The 18,883-nt window shown below is 35.2% G+C and carries 14 protein-coding genes and 1 other annotated feature (1 of these 15 running past the window's edge); of the genes, 7 read left to right on the top strand and 7 right to left on the bottom strand.

All coding sequences use genetic code 11. The features are described 5' to 3' along the window. Positions 1-140, bottom strand: a binding site (T-box leader) (it extends 55 nt beyond the left edge of the window). A 63-nt stretch (positions 141-203) separates the two neighbouring features. Next, entirely contained in the window at positions 204-1,712 is a 1,509-nt protein-coding gene (gene hutH / locus ACP3TL_RS11445) for a histidine ammonia-lyase (protein ID WP_069832333.1), read from the bottom strand. Positions 1,713-2,116: 404 nt separating this feature from the next. Between hutH and ACP3TL_RS11440 the strand changes: the two genes are divergently transcribed. After that, on the top strand, positions 2,117-2,929 hold the full coding sequence (locus ACP3TL_RS11440) for an NAD(P)H-hydrate dehydratase (protein ID WP_069826408.1): 813 nt from the start codon (positions 2,117-2,119) through the stop codon (positions 2,927-2,929). A gap of 71 nt (positions 2,930-3,000) precedes the next feature. On the opposite strand, the gene gyrA is transcribed toward ACP3TL_RS11440, so the two are convergent. From gyrA to dnaA, 6 genes are all read right to left on the bottom strand, one after another. Beyond that, the gene (gyrA, locus tag ACP3TL_RS11435) at positions 3,001-5,706 is read right to left on the bottom strand and encodes a DNA gyrase subunit A (protein WP_069832332.1); all 2,706 of its coding nucleotides are present in this window, start codon (positions 5,704-5,706) and stop codon (positions 3,001-3,003) included. Between the two features lie 35 nt (positions 5,707-5,741). Beyond that, the gene (gene gyrB / locus ACP3TL_RS11430; RefSeq protein WP_176721542.1) at positions 5,742-7,673 is read right to left on the bottom strand and encodes a DNA topoisomerase (ATP-hydrolyzing) subunit B; all 1,932 of its coding nucleotides are present in this window, start codon (positions 7,671-7,673) and stop codon (positions 5,742-5,744) included. Between the two features lie 12 nt (positions 7,674-7,685). Then, positions 7,686-8,801 carry a DNA replication/repair protein RecF gene (recF, locus tag ACP3TL_RS11425; RefSeq protein WP_069832331.1) on the bottom strand — a complete coding sequence of 372 codons (1,116 nt, stop codon included), beginning with the start codon at positions 8,799-8,801 and terminating at the stop codon, positions 7,686-7,688. Further along, entirely contained in the window at positions 8,798-9,031 is a 234-nt protein-coding gene (yaaA, locus tag ACP3TL_RS11420; protein ID WP_172793137.1) for a S4 domain-containing protein YaaA, read from the bottom strand. Before yaaA ends, recF begins: the two co-directional genes overlap by 4 nt. A gap of 524 nt (positions 9,032-9,555) precedes the next feature. After that, positions 9,556-10,686 (bottom strand): DNA polymerase III subunit beta, encoded by a 1,131-nt coding sequence (dnaN, locus tag ACP3TL_RS11415; protein WP_069832330.1) that lies wholly within the window; start codon positions 10,684-10,686, stop codon positions 9,556-9,558. 248 nt (positions 10,687-10,934) lie between these two features. Next, on the bottom strand, positions 10,935-12,302 hold the full coding sequence (dnaA, locus tag ACP3TL_RS11410) for a chromosomal replication initiator protein DnaA (RefSeq protein WP_069817338.1): 1,368 nt from the start codon (positions 12,300-12,302) through the stop codon (positions 10,935-10,937). Positions 12,303-13,038: 736 nt separating this feature from the next. On the opposite strand from dnaA, the gene rpmH reads away from it, so the two are divergent. The 6 genes from rpmH (at position 13,039) to ACP3TL_RS11380 (ending at position 18,719) form a co-directional block, all read left to right on the top strand. After that, entirely contained in the window at positions 13,039-13,176 is a 138-nt protein-coding gene (rpmH, locus tag ACP3TL_RS11405) for a 50S ribosomal protein L34 (RefSeq protein ID WP_000240855.1), read from the top strand. Positions 13,177-13,336: 160 nt separating this feature from the next. Next, positions 13,337-13,681 carry a ribonuclease P protein component gene (rnpA, locus tag ACP3TL_RS11400; RefSeq protein WP_069817419.1) on the top strand — a complete coding sequence of 115 codons (345 nt, stop codon included), beginning with the start codon at positions 13,337-13,339 and terminating at the stop codon, positions 13,679-13,681. A gap of 162 nt (positions 13,682-13,843) precedes the next feature. Next, positions 13,844-15,223 carry a tRNA uridine-5-carboxymethylaminomethyl(34) synthesis GTPase MnmE gene (mnmE, locus tag ACP3TL_RS11395; protein WP_141714387.1) on the top strand — a complete coding sequence of 460 codons (1,380 nt, stop codon included), beginning with the start codon at positions 13,844-13,846 and terminating at the stop codon, positions 15,221-15,223. Positions 15,224-15,239: 16 nt separating this feature from the next. Further along, positions 15,240-17,117, top strand: a complete 1,878-nt coding sequence (mnmG, locus tag ACP3TL_RS11390; RefSeq protein WP_069817342.1) for a tRNA uridine-5-carboxymethylaminomethyl(34) synthesis enzyme MnmG — start codon at positions 15,240-15,242, stop codon at positions 17,115-17,117. Position 17,118: 1 nt separating this feature from the next. Next, complete coding sequence (gene rsmG, locus ACP3TL_RS11385) at positions 17,119-17,838, top strand: 16S rRNA (guanine(527)-N(7))-methyltransferase RsmG (protein WP_069826411.1); 720 nt, start codon at positions 17,119-17,121, stop codon at positions 17,836-17,838. Between the two features lie 41 nt (positions 17,839-17,879). Then, complete coding sequence (locus ACP3TL_RS11380) at positions 17,880-18,719, top strand: ParB/RepB/Spo0J family partition protein (RefSeq protein ID WP_002506209.1); 840 nt, start codon at positions 17,880-17,882, stop codon at positions 18,717-18,719. Positions 18,720-18,883: the final 164 nt, after the last annotated feature.

The following is an 18,883-nucleotide window of genomic DNA, read 5'->3' as shown; positions in this document are numbered from 1 at the left end:
CTCTCCATAAATAACGGCCAAAGCCGGTTGTTCTTCTAATAGTAGGTAGATTCACACTAACGTTGATTACTTGTTCACACCAACCACAAGTTCTCTGAAATCAAACAATTAATACTACTTAGCCTACGAACAATAACTTATTAACTTGTTTTAAATATAGCAAATAACCTTATGTTTTTCAAGAGTGACAGTGCTGACGTCTATTATATCTCATTCATATACGCAGTATCGTGTAAATATTGCGATACCGCTGCGATATCTTTATGAAATTGTCTATCTTCTGTGATTGAAGGTACGATTTGGCGTAACGTTTGATATTTTTCATACGTTTTTGGTGATAGCTTATCAATATCTTTATATTCTACAGCTTGTAATGCAATAATCATCTCTATCGCTAAGACACGTCGTGCATTCTCAACCATCATATAACCGTGACGAGAAGCAATCGTTCCCATAGATACATGATCTTCTTGATTCGCTGACGACGGTATAGAATCGACACTGGCTGGATGTGCAAGTGTTTTATTTTCTGAAACTAAACTTGCTGCCGCATATTGCATAATCATTGCACCACTTTGTAAACCTGGTTGTGGACTTAAAAATGCAGGTAAGCCATTATTCAATTGTGGATTCACAAGTCTTTCTAGTCGACGTTCTGAAACATTAGCCAGTTCGCTGACTCCTAATTTTAAGAAATCTAAAGCAAAAGCAATCGGTTGTCCATGGAAATTACCACCCGATATCACTAGTGTTTCATCATCTTCATCAAATATAAGTGGGTTATCATTTGCAGCATTCATTTCAAATTCTAGTTTTTCTTTAACATAATTGAACACTTGGAAACTTGCCCCATGAATTTGTGGGATACAGCGTAAAGTATAAGCATCTTGCACACGTACTTCACCTTGTGTCGTTGTTAACTCAGAACCTTCTAACCAATCTAACATACGCGCAGCTACATCAATTTGTTCTTGGAAGTTACGTGCTTTATGTACCTTTTCATTGTAAGCATCTGTAATACCATTGAGTGCTTGATGTGTAAGTGAAGCAATCCATTCTGCTTGATAGCCTAGACTCTCTGCTTCTATATAGTTAATTACACCCTGGGCAGTCATCGCCTGTGTACCGTTAATTAGCGCTAGCCCTTCTTTTGCTTGTAATTCTAGTGGTTTACGTTTCAAGTTATTTAAGACATACCGACTGTCTACCTCTTCACCTTGGTAAAACACGTTACCTTCTCCAATCAAGGCCAATGCTAAGTGAGATAATGGTGCTAAATCTCCAGAAGCACCAAGTGAGCCTTGTTGAGGAACTACTGGCACAATTCTATTATTAATGAAGTATACGAGCTGTTCTACTAAATCTACTGTAGTACCAGAATGTCCTTTAAGTAGGGTATTTAATCTTAATACCATCATCACTAATGACACTTCCTCTGAAAATGGGTCCCCCATACCACACGCATGAGAACGGATAAGATTCACTTGTAATTGATTATATTCCCCTTCATCAATACGCACATCACTGAACAAACCAAAACCTGTTGTAATACCATAGACTGTCTCTTTATTCGCTATAATATTCTCTACTGTTTGACGGCTCTGTTTTACACGTTCAAAAGCTTCTTCAGTCACTTCCACCGTATTTTTCTCGTATAAAAATTTCTTGATATCTTCAATTGTAAGCATTTCTCCATTTAATTGTAATGTCATTTCTCCATCTCCCTACTTATGAATTTAATTCGATTAATTCGAGTATACGCTTACATTTTCAGCAGAACAATAGCTTTTGACACATCCGTAACATGGTATCAAATCACTGTTTTAATAGGGTAAAGGAGTATTAATCTTCATTTTAGAAAAGTTAATAATTTCTTAACAGGTTTACCTATTGACTTAAATGCAATGCGGGTTTATTATTTTCTATTGTATTAAAAAACAGCTTAAAAATTTCGAAAATAAAAACACTTCAATAGATAGCAATATTTTGCACGCATAATTGAAGATTTTAAAGTAGATTTATAATTACTTTTGTAATTTTAAACTCTGACTTTTACGCATATTATTCAAAAATCAATAGCGTTAAATTATCATGAATTTTAAAAGGAGGTTTCAATATGGAAACTTTATCATCGGTAAGCATTCCTAAACGTGAAGATGATACACATAAAGGTGATTATGGCAGAATCCTTTTAATTGGAGGTAATGCTAACTTAGGTGGCGCGATTATGCTTGCAGCGCGTGCATGTGTTTATAGTGGCAGTGGACTAATAACAGTAGCTACACATCCAACGAACCATGCTGCACTACATTCTCGTTGTCCTGAAGCAATGGTTATTGATATTAATGATACAAAAATGTTAACAAAAATGATTGAAAACACAGATTGTATCTTAATCGGTCCTGGATTAGGTTGTGATTTCAAGGGTAATAACGCAATTACATTCTTACTACAAAATATCCAACCGCATCAAACGCTAATCGTAGATGGAGATGCTATAACGATTTTCAGTAAATTGAAACCTGAAATACCTGCTTGTCATGTCATTTTCACACCGCATCAAAAAGAATGGGAACGTTTAAGTGGTATTCCTATTGAGGAACAAACATATGAACGCAATCGTGAAGCGGTAGATCGTATCGGAGCAACTATTGTCCTGAAAATGCATGGTACGGAGATTTATTTCAAAGATAAAGATTATAAATTACCAATCGGTACGCCTGCTATGGCGACTGGAGGCATGGGTGATACCCTAGCTGGAATGATTACGAGTTTCGTCGGGCAGTTTGATGATACTCAGGAAGCTGTCACAAGTGCAACATACGCACATAGCTTCATTGGTGAACAGTTAGCAGAGAAAATGTATGTCGTTCCACCATCAAGACTTATAAGCGAAATCCCACATGCCATGAAATCATTAGAAAGTTAACTTATAACGAAAAAAAGACCTACCTTAATGAGGTAGGTCTTTTTATATGTGTATTTATCTTTAATCAAAGATTATTCTTCTTCGTTGTCGTCGCTATCTGCATTATCGATATCTTCGTTAACACGATCCATAAAGTCTTCTCTTACTTCTTTACGGCCATCTTCTTCAGAGTTGTCATCTTCAACTTCTGTATGGATACCATTACCTGGTGTGTTATCTTCTACAACCGCTTCATCACTTGATGACGCATCTTGTGATTCAGAATCCGTTGTTTGGGCATTTGTTAAACCTGATTCAGTTGTTCCAGATTCTTCAGTTGCTTCAACTTCTTCTTCATCTTCTTCGTTTACTATAGCTACAGTAGATACAAATTGGTTATCATCTAATTTGATTAATCTCACACCTTGAGCTGCACGACCATTTTGTGAAATGTCATTTACATCAATACGAATAATAACACCAGAATTTGTGACAACCATCAAGTCTTCTTCTCCTGTGACTGATGTTATACAAACAATATTACCATTACGCTCAGTAATTGTAGCAGTCTTAATACCTTTACCACCACGGTTTGATAATCTGTAATCTCCTACAGGTGTACGTTTACCGTAACCATTTTCAGTAACGACTAGGATTTCATCATCTTGTTCCGCTTTAGTAACATCTAAGCCGACAACTTTATCGCCTTCTCTAAGCGTAATACCTTTCACACCTGCTGCTGTACGACCAAGTGGACGTAATGCAGTTTCGTGGAAGCGAATTAATGACGCATGCGCAGTACCGATAAGAATATCAGTTTCACCATCTGTAAGACGTACTGCAATCAATTCATCATCATCTTTAAAGTTGATAGCAATCTTACCGTTTCTGTTTATGCGTGAGAAGTTGCTTAACGCAGAACGTTTAACTCTACCTTTTAGTGTTGCAAATACAAGGTAATCTTCTTCACTTTCTAAATCTTTAACGGCAATCATTGTACTGATAGATTCATCACTATCTAACTCTATGGCATTGACTACTGGAATACCTTTAGACTGACGTGAAAGTTCTGGTACTTCATAACCTTTAAGTTTATAAACACGACCTTTATTCGTAAAGAATAAAACGTGATCATGCGTGCTTAACGTTACAAGTTGGCTAACGAAGTCTTCTTCGAGCGTGTTCATACCTTGTACACCACGACCACCACGGTGTTGTGATCTATATGTTGAAACAGGTAGACGTTTAATATAGTTATTATGACTTAATGTAATAACAATTTGTTCTTCAGGGATTAAGTCTTCATCCTCAATATTATCAAGGCCACCAAGTTGAATTTCAGTTTTACGTTCGTCACCAAAACGATCACGAACATCAATGAGTTCATCACGCACGATTTGTAAAAGCTTTTCTTCATCTGCAAGAATTGCTTTTAACTCTTCAATATAAGCAATTAAATCATTGTATTCTGATTCAATCTTATCGCGTTCTAAACCAGTTAAACGTCTTAAACGCATATCTAATATTGCTTGAGCTTGGCGTTCAGTTAACTTAAATTGCTCTTGCAAGCTTGCCATCGCAATTTTGTCGTTATCTGATTCACGTATTACTCTAATGATTTCATCAATATGATCCAGTGCAATTCTTAAACCTTCTAAAATATGCGCACGGTCTAATGCTTTTTTCAAGTTGTATTCAGTACGTCTTCTTACAACTACTTTTTGGTGATCTAAGTATTCAACCAATGCTTCTTTAAGCGTGATAAGTCTCGGTCTACCATTTACCAATGCAATCATGTTTACACCAAATGATGTTTGTAATGGCGTTTGTTTATACAAGTTATTTAAAACAACACTTGCGTTTGCGTCTTTACGAACATCAATTACGACACGTACACCTGTACGTAAACTTGTTTCATCACGTAAATCTGTAATACCTTCTATTTTTTTATCGCGAGCTAATTCAGCGATTTTTTCTATCATACGCGCTTTATTGACTTGATAAGGTACTTCAGTCACTACGATACGTTGACGTCCGCCACCGCGCTCTTCTATTTCAGCACGAGAACGCATTATAACTGAACCACGTCCAGTTTCAAATGCACGACGGATGCCACTTTTACCAAGAATTAAAGCACCTGTAGGGAAATCAGGACCTTGGACATCTTCCATTAATTCAGAAATAGTGATGTCAGGGTTATAACTTAAACTTAATACGCCGTTAATAACTTCTGTTAAGTTATGCGGTGGAATATTAGTAGCCATACCAACAGCAATACCCGAAGCACCGTTAACTAATAAGTTCGGGAACCTTGATGGTAAGACTGACGGCTCTCTTTCATTACCATCATAGTTATCTATGAAATCAATTGTATTTTTGTTAAGGTCTCTCAACATTTCAAGCGTGATTTTAGACATACGTGCTTCTGTATAACGCATCGCAGCAGCACCATCGCCATCCATTGAACCAAAGTTACCTTGACCATCAATTAAAGGATATCGATAGCTGAAGTCCTGCGCCATTCTTACCATTGCTTCATAAATCGATGAGTCACCATGCGGGTGATATTTACCCATTACGTCCCCAACAATACGTGCAGATTTTTTATATGATTTGTCAGGTGTCATACCTTGTTCATGTAATCCGTATAATATACGTCGATGTACTGGTTTTAATCCATCTCTAACGTCTGGCAAAGCACGTGAGACAATAACGCTCATCGCATAATCTAAGAACGATTCGCGCATTTCATTGGTTATATTTCGTTCATTAATTCTTGATTCAGGTAGTTCAGCCATCAAGATATCCTCCTTCAAAAATTCAGTTCATTGTATTAGAAATCTAAGTTCGCATAGACTGCGTTATCTTCAATAAACTGTCTACGATTCTCAACAACATCGCCCATCAACATTTCAAATACTTGGTCTGCTTCTATCGCATCATCTAGTGATACTTGTAGTAACGCTCTGTGTTCAGGATTCATTGTAGTTTCCCACAATTGATCCGCATTCATTTCACCAAGACCTTTGTAACGTGAAATCGACCATTTTGGACTTGGGTCTAGTTCTTCTTTAAGCTTATCTAATTCACGTTCGTTAAACACGTAATATTTTTGTTTACCTTGCGTCAATTTGAAAAGTGGTGGTTGCGCAATATACACGTATCCCGCTTCTAATAACGGTCTCATAAAGCGATAGAAGAATGTTAAAAGTAATGTTCTAATGTGCGCGCCATCGACATCGGCATCTGTCATAAGGACAATCTTGTGATAACGTGCTTTACTTAAATCAAATTCTCCGCCAATTCCTGTACCAAAAGCAGTAATCATTGAACGAATTTCATTGTTATTTAGTATTCTATCTAATCGTGCTTTCTCAACGTTTAAAATCTTACCACGTAACGGTAAAATCGCTTGTGTTTCTGAATCACGGCCTGATTTTGTAGACCCTCCGGCAGAGTCACCCTCGACGATAAAAATTTCACTTCGAGACGGATCTTTACTAGAACAGTCTGCAAGTTTACCAGGTAGACTTGAGATTTCCAAAGCAGATTTACGACGTGTCACTTCACGTGCTTTTTTAGCTGCAAGACGTGCATGTGATGCCATAATACTTTTCTCAACGACAATACGTCCGACTTGTGGATTTTCGTATAAGAATCTTTCAAATAGTTCAGAGAATAATTTATCAACGACTTGACGCACTTCTGAGTTACCAAGTTTCGTCTTAGTTTGTCCCTCAAATTGTGGATCACTATGTTTGATAGACACGACCGCTGTTAAACCTTCACGTGTATCCTCACCTGAAAGTCGCTCTTTATCTTCTTTGATTATTTTACTGTTTATACCATAGCTGTTTAGCACACGAGAAAGAGCACGTTTGAATCCTTCTTCATGTGTACCACCTTCGTATGTGTGGATGTTATTCGCATATGTTAATAAGTTAGTTGCATAACCTTTGTTATACTGTAATGCGATTTCAACCTCAATATCATCTTTTGATTCATGCACATAAATCGGTTCATCATGAAGTGGTTCTTTCGTTTCATTCAACATTTCTACGTAAGATTTAATACCACCTTCATAGCGATAAGAGTCTTCTCTAACTTCCTCTTCACGTTCATCTCTTAACGTAATTGAAATACCTTTATTCAAGAAAGCAAGTTCTCTTGTACGTTGTTGTAACGTTTCATAGTGATATTCTGTAGTTTCAGTGAATATTTCAGAATCCGCTTTAAAACGAATTACCGTACCAGAAGCCTCATCAGTTTCTCCGATAACTTTCAAATCGAATTGTGGTATCCCTTTTTTATAGGCCTGATGATAAATTTGGTTATCTTTGTAAACGTACACTTCAAGATCTTCAGACAACGCGTTAACTACTGATGAACCTACACCATGTAAGCCACCAGATACTTTGTATCCGCCGCCGCCAAATTTACCGCCAGCATGAAGCACTGTCAAAATAACTTCTACAGCAGGACGTCCCATTTTTTCTTGAATACCTACTGGAATGCCTCGTCCGTTATCAGTAACTTTTATCCAATTATCTTTTTCTATAACAATTTCAACTTCGTCGGCATATCCAGCAAGTGCCTCATCGATACTATTATCGACGATTTCCCATACAAGATGATGCAAACCTCTTGCTGAAGTTGAACCTATATACATACCTGGTCGTTTACGAACCGCTTCTAGACCTTCTAATACTTGAATCTGACCAGCACCATAATCTTCCGTGTTGTTCACATCTGACAATGCTTCCACCTTCACTTTCTATTACTTTATAATTTCGCCTTGGTTAATGCGATAAAGTTTAGCGTTCTTCATAATTTCATGCTCTATACCCTCGACTGATGTTGTAGTTACAAAAGTCTGCACTTTATGTTGAATTGTGCTTAATAAATGCGACTGACGTGAATCATCTAATTCACTTAATACATCATCTAGCAATAAGATAGGGTACTCTCCTACTTCGATATTCATTAACTCGATTTCTGCGAGTTTTATCGATAAAGCAGTAGTCCGTTGTTGGCCTTGAGAGCCATACGTCTGAGCATCCATATCATTTACATTGAAACCTAAATCATCTCTGTGAGGGCCGTATAAACAAACGCCTCTATCTTTCTCACGTTCCATATTGTCATTGAGTAAAATTAAGACTTCTTCTAAGCGTTCCGTCTCACTTTTCTCTTCATTGTCGAGTTTTATACTTGGCAAATATTTTAATGACAACGTCTCACGTTCGTCCGTTATCCCAGAATGGATAGGCTTAGCTAGTGATTCAAGTTCTTTAATAAAATGTTCACGTCTGAGCGTAATTTTGAGTGCATACGCTGCAAATTGTTGATTTAAGACATCTAGCATTGTGCTGTCTGTCTTTTGACCATATTGCAGTTGCTTCAAATAATTATTTTTTTGTTTTAAAATTCGCTGGTACTGGGACAAATCATTTAAGTATACTGCAGAAATTTGTCCAAGCTCCATATCTATAAATCTGCGTCTAATTTGTGGTGATCCTTTGACAATATTTAAATCTTCAGGCGCAAACAATACGACGTTCAAGTGACCAATATATTGAGTCAGTCTACTTTGTTCCAAGTGATTAATTTTAACTTGCTTACCTTTTTTGGTTATAAACATCGTTAAAGGCATTTCACCGTATCTATAACTAAGTTCACCTTCTATTTTAGCATAGTCCATACCGAAACGTATAAGTTCCTTGTCATTGGACGTTCTATGACTTTTAGCCAATGCTAATGTATAAATAGATTCAAGGAGGTTTGTCTTCCCTTGTGCATTCTCGCCAATCAATATATTGACCTCTGGATGACAATCAAGGGTAACTGAATCATAGTTACGATAATTTTCTATCTGGAGTGTCTTTAATCTCATTCTTCACCTTGATGTAAAATAACAAATGAACCGACTTCTGGTATGACAATGCTATCTTGATGGTTTAACTTTTTACCGCGACGTGTTTCACGTTCGTCATTTATCAAGACATCAAAATCTTGTAAGAACCATTTTGCTTGTCCGCCAGATTCGATAATACCTTCTGTCTTTAGAAATTGCCCTAAAGTAATGTCTCCATCAACGATTACCTCTTCAACCAAATCAATCACTCCGTTTCTTTTAAGCTCACTAATATATTATACCTTTTTTCACGAAAAATTTCATGTAAAATACAGCATGTAAGCGTATTCTTCTAACTAATTTTCACTTCTTTTTAATAATTATGTACAAAGCCCGTTATAGCGGTTGTTTTACATATAATATTATATCAAATTTCGAGTGATTTTATTCCGTTTTTTGATTCTCTATCAATAAGTTCCAAATTTAATATGAAATTAGAGCAGCATTTTTAATATGCGAGATTTTAAATGACATTTAAAGCGTGTTTTAGACGCTTTATAAAGTTTTATTAAAATACCCTAACAATTAACAATAAATGCTTATATTTAATCGCTCAGTGCCTTTAAAAATGAAATATACCTCTTAAAATACTTCTGAAATTTATCCTTCTCGTAAAAAGTGTCCCCTGCTTTATTTATATACACGTATATAGACAAGCGATTACTTTTGAATTTAAAAATTAAAAGAAAAAACCCCAGACAAAATAAATTGTCTAGGGATAAGTTATTAAGTTCTAATATGTTCTGATTGGCAGAATTAATTGTGTTACTGAATCATCGTCTTTGGGTTTTAAAATAAATGGTTTCATTGTGCCAAAGAATTCTATTTCGACTTCGTCATTATCGATTGCTTTTAATGCGTCCATCATATATTTCGAGTTGAATGAAATCTTCAAGTTGCCACCGTCAACGTTACTTGCTTTAACGTCTTCATTTACGGTACCAATTTCAGGAGATGTTGAAGATAATTCTACTAATTCATTACCAGTACTTAATTTAATAACGTTATTGCCGCCTTCACGTGCTAATAATGATGCACGATCGATTGCATGATAGAATTCACCGTTATTAATGCCTAATTTAATTTCGTAATTCTCTGGGAATAAACGAGATGTATCAGGATAATGACCTTCTAATAAACGTGAAATAAAGTTCACATTGCCAACTTTGAATAGTACTTGGTTTGATGCAAAGAAGATATCAATCTCTTCTTCACTATCTGTCATTATTTTATTTAACTCTGATAATGCCTTACCTGGAATGATGACATTTTTATTTTCAGACTCGTCTTCTAATGCCACTTTTCTTACAGCCAAGCGGTGTGAATCAGTAGCCGTGCATATTAATTCACTATCTTGTATAAGCCAGTTAACACCAGTGAGTACTGGGCGTGTTTCTGAGGTGGACACTGCGAAATTCGTCTGTGCTATCACGTTTTTAAGTACTTTTACAGATAATTGAATTGCATCATTGCGAGAAACTTGTGGTAACAATGGGTATTGATCTGGATCTAAACCACTTAAGTTAAATTCAGAATGACCTGAAGTAATTAATGTTTGAAATTGTTCATTTGTAGAAAGTTTTACTTCTTTACCAGGTAATTTTTTAATGATGTCTACGAAGAAACGACCAGGGAGTACGACTGATCCAGTTTCTGCAACTTCTATAATGTCTTCACCATCAACTTGTTTAGGTATAGTGATTTCGATAGATATTTCTGAGTCAGAACCAGTAAGTATCACTTCGTTATTTTTAACTTCAATTTTTATACCAGTTAATATTGGTAATGTAGTTCTTGGTGAGATGGCTTTTAATGTGTCATTTAATTGAGCAATAAAATAATCTCTTCTTATTGTGAATTCCATCTAATTTTCAAACTCCTTCCAGTCGTTTATATATAAATTATATAGGTTTTAAAACAGTAGTAATAGTAGTAGGGCCTGTGGATTACGGGATAACTTATATGAATTCAGGTGTGGCATTATTTAACGACTGTGGATAACTTGTGCACAGTGTGTATGACTTTTACACATTATCCACAATTCCCTGAAAATTATCGCTACTATGTTATTCCTCAATTTTCCTACAATTAATCTGTTATAGTACAGTTTTTTTATTGATTTCTAATTTCTTTTTCTAAGTTTTCAAGTTCTTGTTTAAAAGTTGAATCACTACTTACTTCTTTAGCTATTTTCTCATGCGCATGAATAACAGTAGTATGATCACGGCCACCAAACTCTTCACCAATTTTAGGTAATGAGAAATCAGTTAGCTCCCGTGATAAGTACATTGCAATTTGGCGCGGATAGGCAATGGATTTTGTACGTTTTTTAGCACTAAAATCTTCAATTCTCACGTTATAGTATTGTCCAACTATCTTTTGAATATCCTGAATCGTAATTTTTTTCGATTTTGGCGCTTGGATAATATCTTTTAACGCTGCAGCAGTTAATTCAGTTGTAATCGGTTGGCCTTGAAGTTTAGAAAATGCTAATACACGAGTGAGTGCACCTTCAAGTTCACGAATATTAGACTGGATTTGATTAGCAATATAAGTTAATGCTTCAGTTGGAATATTTAAATTTTCTTCTCCAATTTTTTTCTGCAAAATAGCCATTCTTGTTTCGTAATCAGGAGGCGTAATATCAACGATTAATCCCCATTCAAAGCGAGAACGCAAACGATCTTCTAATTTAGCAATTTCTTTCGGCGGTCTATCACTCGAAATAACAATTTGTTTGTTTGCTTGATGTAATTCATTAAAAGTATGGAAGAATTCTTCTTGTGTTTGCTCTTTATTTTGGATGAATTGAATATCATCTATTAATAAAACGTCAATATTACGGTATTTTTCTCTAAAACGCTCAGTTTTATTATCACGAATAGATTTAATAAATTCATTAGTAAATTTTTCACTAGACGTGTAAATAACTTTAGCATCAGGATTGTTTTCTAATACATAATGACCAATCGCATGCATTAGATGCGTTTTTCCTAAACCAACGCCACCATAAATGAAAAGCGGGTTATAGGCTTGAGCAGGTGCTTCGGCAACAGCGAGACTTGCTGCATGAGGAAATCTATTGCCAGGTCCGATCACAAATGTATCAAAAGTATTGTGTGTATTGAATTGTTCGCCGCCAATGACAGCTTCATCTACACCCGGTGTATACTTTTTCTTTTGTGGAACGTCTGGATTCGTGTGTTGATTCTCACCTGATTTTAAACTCTCTAATTGATCTTCAGAATAGAAAACTGGCATAATTTCATGACCGATTGCCTCATATAATGCAGTTTGAATAATTTCAACATAATGCGTTTTTAACCAATTGGCAACAAATGGATCATCGATAACAACAATGGCTTCATCATTTTGCAATGAGTAAAGCTTAGTATCTTTAAGGAAAGTTTGATAGCTAGGATAACTTACTTTCTCTTGAGCCAAGGTTAGGACTTTTTCCCAAATTTCTTTTTCTGACATATGAATAAACTCCAACTTTCATAAATTTTAAAAGTTATACACAAAAACAACAGGTATAAATGAGACTAATCACAGCATGTTGATAATTATCCACAAGTTACACACAATCGGTGGATAACTATTTACTTGCTATGATTTATACACAGCTGTTTAGTATATAATTCAATAAAGTAAACCCTGTATCTATCAATATTTACATGACTTATCCACACAATTATACTTTTTAACAATGACCAATGTCAAATGACTGTGAATATGTTGTTAAAACGTAGATGAACTTGTTAATAACATATATATTATCCACAAAAATAGAAACCGTGACTGTGCATAAGTGGATAACTTTGAGGAATAAACAGTATAACAAAAATCGAACCATTTGTGAGCTTGGGAAATAATTTATAAAGATTGTATGGAAAATGTATAATGAAAAATGAAGGATAATGCGGATTGTTTTTTAGATAGTAATGTTTCTACTATAATAGGGGAGGTTAGGCAATTTATAATCCAACACTTCTTTATATGTAATTAAATTGGGAAGTATTTTTAAATTGCCTATAAAATTGCAAAGACTCAAATTGATGCTTGCTTTATAAAATATATTTTGTTATATTGTAGAAGTTGCTTGAATTATGACTAGAAATTAATAACAGTTAAATCAAGACTTAAGAGCAGAAGCGTATATTAATTTATCTATTATAATAGTTAGATAACCGAATAAAGATGGAGGTGTTTTTGCATGGTAAAACGTACTTATCAACCAAATAAACGTAAACATAGTAAAGTTCATGGTTTCAGAAAACGCATGAGCACAAAAAATGGTCGTAAAGTTTTGGCGCGTCGTCGTCGTAAAGGCCGTAAAGTACTATCAGCATAAGATCACTGACTCATCAGTGGTCTTTTTTTTGGTTTTAATGAAGGAAAATGACAGGAAATTACGTTAATTTTCGTTAGTAATTTAAGAAAATTAATGATATAGATTAAACATATATATAAAACATAATACATCTAATGAAGAGATAAGTGAGTGATGGTTGGTGGAAAAAGCGTATCGAATTAAAAAGAATGGTGATTTTCAATTTATTTATAAAAAAGGGAAATCAGTCGCTAACAGACAATTTGTAGTATACACAAAACCCAACAAAAATTTAGAGCATTTCCGCTTAGGAATAAGTGTTTCTAAAAAAATAGGTAATGCTGTGGTTAGAACCCGTATTAAAAGAGCTATTCGTGAAAACTTCAAGATACACAAAGAAGATATGCTACCATTAGATATTGTGGTAATAGCGAGGCAGCCAGCTAAAGATATGGATACGCTACAAATTCAAGCGAGCCTTGAACATGTACTGAAAATAGCGAAGGCTTTTAATAAGCGCATCTAAGTAGGGTGGGGGAAGTGGTTGGTTAGACTACCGTTAGTCTAACTTCAGACAACCCTAAGACTAACTGTGTATTTTTTCAATCAATATATTCGCTTTTTGATAGGAAACTCTTTACAATATTATAATGATAAAATTTAGACAATAAAGGAGGCGAGATGGATGATGGATTTAGATACAATAACGAGTATATCCACGCCAATGGGCGAAGGTGCGATAGGTATTGTACGTTTATCTGGTGCTGATGCAGTTAACGTTGCTGACAAGTTATTTAAAGGAAAACAAAAACTTGCAGATGTAACATCTCATACAATTAATTATGGTCATATTATTGATCCAGAATCAGAAGAAGTTATAGAAGAAGTAATGGTTTCTGTGCTACGTGCACCGAAGACGTTTACGCGTGAAGATATTGTTGAAATCAACTGTCACGGTGGTATTTTAACAATTAATAGAGTGCTTGAATTAACAATGAGTAATGGCGCACGTATGGCTGAACCGGGAGAATTTACAAAACGTGCATTCTTAAATGGACGTATTGATTTGTCTCAAGCAGAAGCAGTGATGGATTTTATTCGTTCTAAAACCGATCGTGCATCAAAAGTTGCAATGAATCAAATAGAAGGCCGTTTGAGTGATATGATTAAACGACAGCGACAATCCATTCTCGAAATCCTTGCACAAGTCGAAGTTAATATAGATTACCCAGAATATGATGACGTAGAGGACGCTACTACAGAATTTTTATTAGGTAAATCAAATGAAATTAAAGAAGAGATTAATAAATTATTAGAAACTGGTACGCAAGGTAAGATTATGAGGGAAGGCTTATCTACAGTAATTGTCGGTAGACCGAATGTTGGTAAATCATCAATGCTCAATAATCTGATCCAAGATAATAAAGCTATTGTTACAGAAGTGCCAGGAACGACACGAGATACATTAGAAGAATATGTTAACGTTCGAGGCGTACCACTAAGATTAGTAGACACAGCAGGTATTCGTGAAACTGAAGATATTGTAGAGCGCATAGGTGTTGAACGTTCCCGAAAAGCATTAGGCGAAGCAGACTTAATCTTATTTGTACTAAATTATAACGAAGCACTTTCTGAAGAAGACCGTAAACTTTATGAAGTGATTAAAAACGAAGATGCGATTGTTATTGTAAATAAAATGGATTTAGATAAACAATTAGATATAGATGAAGTTAAAGCAATGATTGGAGATATGCCGTTAATCCAAACTTCTATGTTGAAGCAAGAAGGAATAGATCAATTAGAAATACAAATTAGAGATTTATTCTTTGGTGGCGATGTTCAAAATCAAGATATGACGTATGTATCTAATTCAAGGCATATTTCATTATTAAAAGAGGCTAGAAATACAATTCAAGACGCAATAGATGCTGCAAAATCAGATATACCAATGGATATGATTCAAATTGACTTGACGAGAACTTGGGAAATATTAGGTGAAATCATCGGAGAATCCGCAAGCGACGAATTGATAGATCAATTATTTAGTCAGTTCTGTTTAGGAAAATAATAAGGAGGAAAATAGTATGGCTCAAGAATATGATGTAATAGTAATAGGAGCCGGGCATGCTGGTATTGAAGCAGGACTTGCTTCAGCTCGACGTGGTGCAAAAACGCTTATGTTAACAATTAACTTAGATAATATTGCGTTTATGCCATGTAATCCATCAGTTGGTGGACCGGCAAAAGGAATCGTCGTGCGTGAAATTGATGCTTTAGGTGGACAAATGGCCAAAACGATTGATAAGACCCACATTCAAATGCGTATGTTGAATACGGGCAAAGGCCCAGCAGTGAGAGCATTACGTGCACAAGCAGATAAAGTATTGTATCAACAAGAAATGAAAAAAGTAATTGAAGATGAAGATAACCTTGATATTATGCAAGGCATGGTAGACGACTTAATGATTGAAGATGATGTGATTAAAGGCGTACGTACTAACATTGGAACAGAATACTGGGCAGAGGCAGTTATTATTACAACAGGTACATTTTTACGCGGTGAGATTATCTTAGGAAACATGAAATATTCAAGTGGCCCTAACCACCAATTACCATCTATTTCATTAGCCGATAATTTAAGAAATCTTGGCTTTGAAGTTGTTAGATTTAAGACAGGTACACCACCTCGTGTAAATGCGAAAACAATTGATTATTCTAAAACTGAAATCCAACCAGGTGATGATGTAGGTAGAGCGTTTAGTTTTGAAACTACTGAATATATCTTAGATCAATTACCATGTTGGTTAACATATACAAATGCTGATACGCACCAAGTGATTGATGATAATTTACATCTTTCAGCAATGTATTCAGGGATGATTAAAGGTACAGGTCCAAGATATTGTCCATCAATTGAAGATAAATTTGTGCGTTTCAACGATAAACCACGTCACCAATTATTCTTAGAACCAGAAGGACGTAATACGAATGAAGTATACGTACAAGGATTATCTACGAGTCTTCCAGAACATGTACAAAGACAAATGGTAGAAACAATTCCTGGTCTAGAAAAAGCAGACATGATGCGTGCAGGTTATGCAATTGAATACGATGCACTCGTACCTACACAATTATGGCCAACACTTGAAACTAAAAAAATCAAAAACTTATATACTGCTGGTCAAATCAACGGTACATCAGGTTATGAAGAAGCGGCTGGGCAAGGTATTATGGCTGGTATTAATGCAGCAGCTAGAGTACAAGATAAAGATGAAGTTGTCTTAAGTCGTTCTGATGCATATATCGGTGTATTAATTGATGATCTTGTTACGAAAGGCACAAATGAACCTTACCGTTTATTAACATCTCGTGCAGAGTATCGTCTATTGATAAGACATGATAACGCTGATTTACGTCTAACTGATTTAGGTCACGAATTAGGAATGATTTCTGAAGAGCGTTATGCACGTTTTAATGCAAAACGAGACATGATAAAATCAGAACAAGAACGTTTAGGTAGTATCCGAGTGAAACCACATGATCGCGTTCAAGAAATTATTGAAGCCCAAGGCGGTTCTCGCTTGAAAGATGGTATTTTAGCATTAGAGCTGTTACGTCGTCCTGAAATGACTTACGATTTAATTCTTGAAATTCTGGATGAATCACATGTACTTCCATCTGATGTTGAAGAACAAGTGGAAATTCAAACGAAATACGAAGGCTACATCAACAAGTCATTACAACAAGTTGAAAAAGTAAAACGTATGGAAGAGAAAAAGATTCCAGAAGACTTAGATTATAGTAAGGTAGATAGTTTAGCGACTGAAGCGCGTGAAAAATTAGCAGAAGTTAAGCCATTAAACATTGCGCAAGCTTCTCGTATTTCTGGTGTGAATCCAGCTGATATCTCAATTTTACTTGTTTTTCTTGAACAAGGAAAAATCCAAAGGGTGAAAAATTAAGATGAGTGTAGAATGGTTAACTAAGCAACTCAGTACACAAGGTATAGAACTTTCTGAAGAACAACAACGACAATTTCAAACGTATTATCAAATGCTTGTTGAATGGAATGAAAAAATAAATTTAACAAGTATCACTGAAGAACATGAAGTGTATTTGAAACATTTTTATGATTCAATTGCGCCAAGTTTTTATACGGATTTGACTAAAGAATTAACAATTTGTGATGTAGGTGCTGGTGCTGGTTTCCCAAGCATTCCTTTGAAAATTATTTTTCCGAATTTAAAAGTTACAATTGTAGATTCGTTAAATAAACGCATAAACTTTTTAAATCAATTAGCAGAGGCGCTAGACCTTGAAAACGTAAATTTCGTGCACGATCGTGCCGAAACGTTTGGCAAAGGAGTCTACAGGGAGTCTTATGATATCGTAACTGCACGTGCTGTTGCTAGACTTTCAGTATTAAGTGAATTGTGTCTGCCTTTAGTTAAAAAAGGCGGTCAATTCATTGCTTTAAAATCTTCTAAAGGTGAAGAAGAATTAGAAGAAGCACGTTTCGGTTTAGGTATTTTGGGTGGTAAAGTGCGAGAAACAATTTCATATGAATTGCCAGAAGAAGCAGGCGAGAGACAAATGATGATTATAGACAAGAGAAGTCAGACACCTAAGAAGTATCCTAGAAAACCAGGAACACCGAATAAGTCTCCATTGCTTAACAAGTAAATGCAAATCAATACAATTAATTTAGAGGGAGCGCATGGAAAATGAAGAAACCTTTTTCTAAATTATTTGGTTTAAAGAACAAAGATGACATTGTTGGTTATATTGAAGAAGATCATAATAATAGCGTTGAATCTATTCATATCGAACGTATTGTGCCAAACCGTTATCAACCAAGACAAGTATTTGAGCCAAATAAGATAAAAGAACTCGCAGAATCAATAGAAGAACATGGTTTGTTACAGCCTATCGTCGTACGTCCAATTGAAGAAGATATGTTTGAAATCATTGCAGGTGAACGTAGATTTAGAGCGTTTCAATCACTTGGTAAAACACACGCAGAAGTCATTATTAGATATTTAGATGATGAAGAGACTGCTGTGGTTGCACTTATTGAAAACATTCAACGTGAAAACCTATCCGTCGTTGAAGAAGCGGAAGCATATAAAAAGTTATTGGAAATCGGGGATACCACACAAAGTGAATTAGCTAAAAGTGTTGGTAAAAGCCAAAGTTTCATAGCTAATAAATTGCGTTTATTAAAATTAGCACCTAAAGTCATCGAACGTTTACGTGAAGGTAAGATTACTGAACGTCACGCTCGTGCAATGTTAAGTTTATCAGAAGAAGATCAAGAAATAATGGTTGAAACTGTTATTAGCCAGAAGCTAAATGTAAAACAAACAGAAGCACGAGTGAAACAAAAAGTTGGCCCTGAAAAGGTGACGGCTCAAACATTTGGATTTGAAAAAGACTTAACTGACGCACGTGATGCAGTTGGTAAAAGTCTTGAAAGCATTGAAAAAAGCGGCATTAAATATGAACATCAAGCTAAAGATCATGACGACTATTATGAAATAAAGATTAAATTATACAAACGTTAATATAACCAAAATAAAACAATCTGGGAAATAGATCCTAGATTAAATCACTGACTGTTAGAATCCTCATTGGAAATCTAACAGTCTTTTTTAATGTTTAAATTTTATTAAGTTAATATAAAAATTCCATTGTAATATTGTGATAAATCAAAAACTGTGATTAAATT

The organism is Staphylococcus caseorum (genome assembly GCF_049943195.1).
Taxonomy (GTDB): Bacteria; Bacillota; Bacilli; order Staphylococcales; family Staphylococcaceae; genus Staphylococcus; species Staphylococcus equorum_A.
This window is presented reverse-complemented; position numbering and strand designations above follow the sequence as displayed.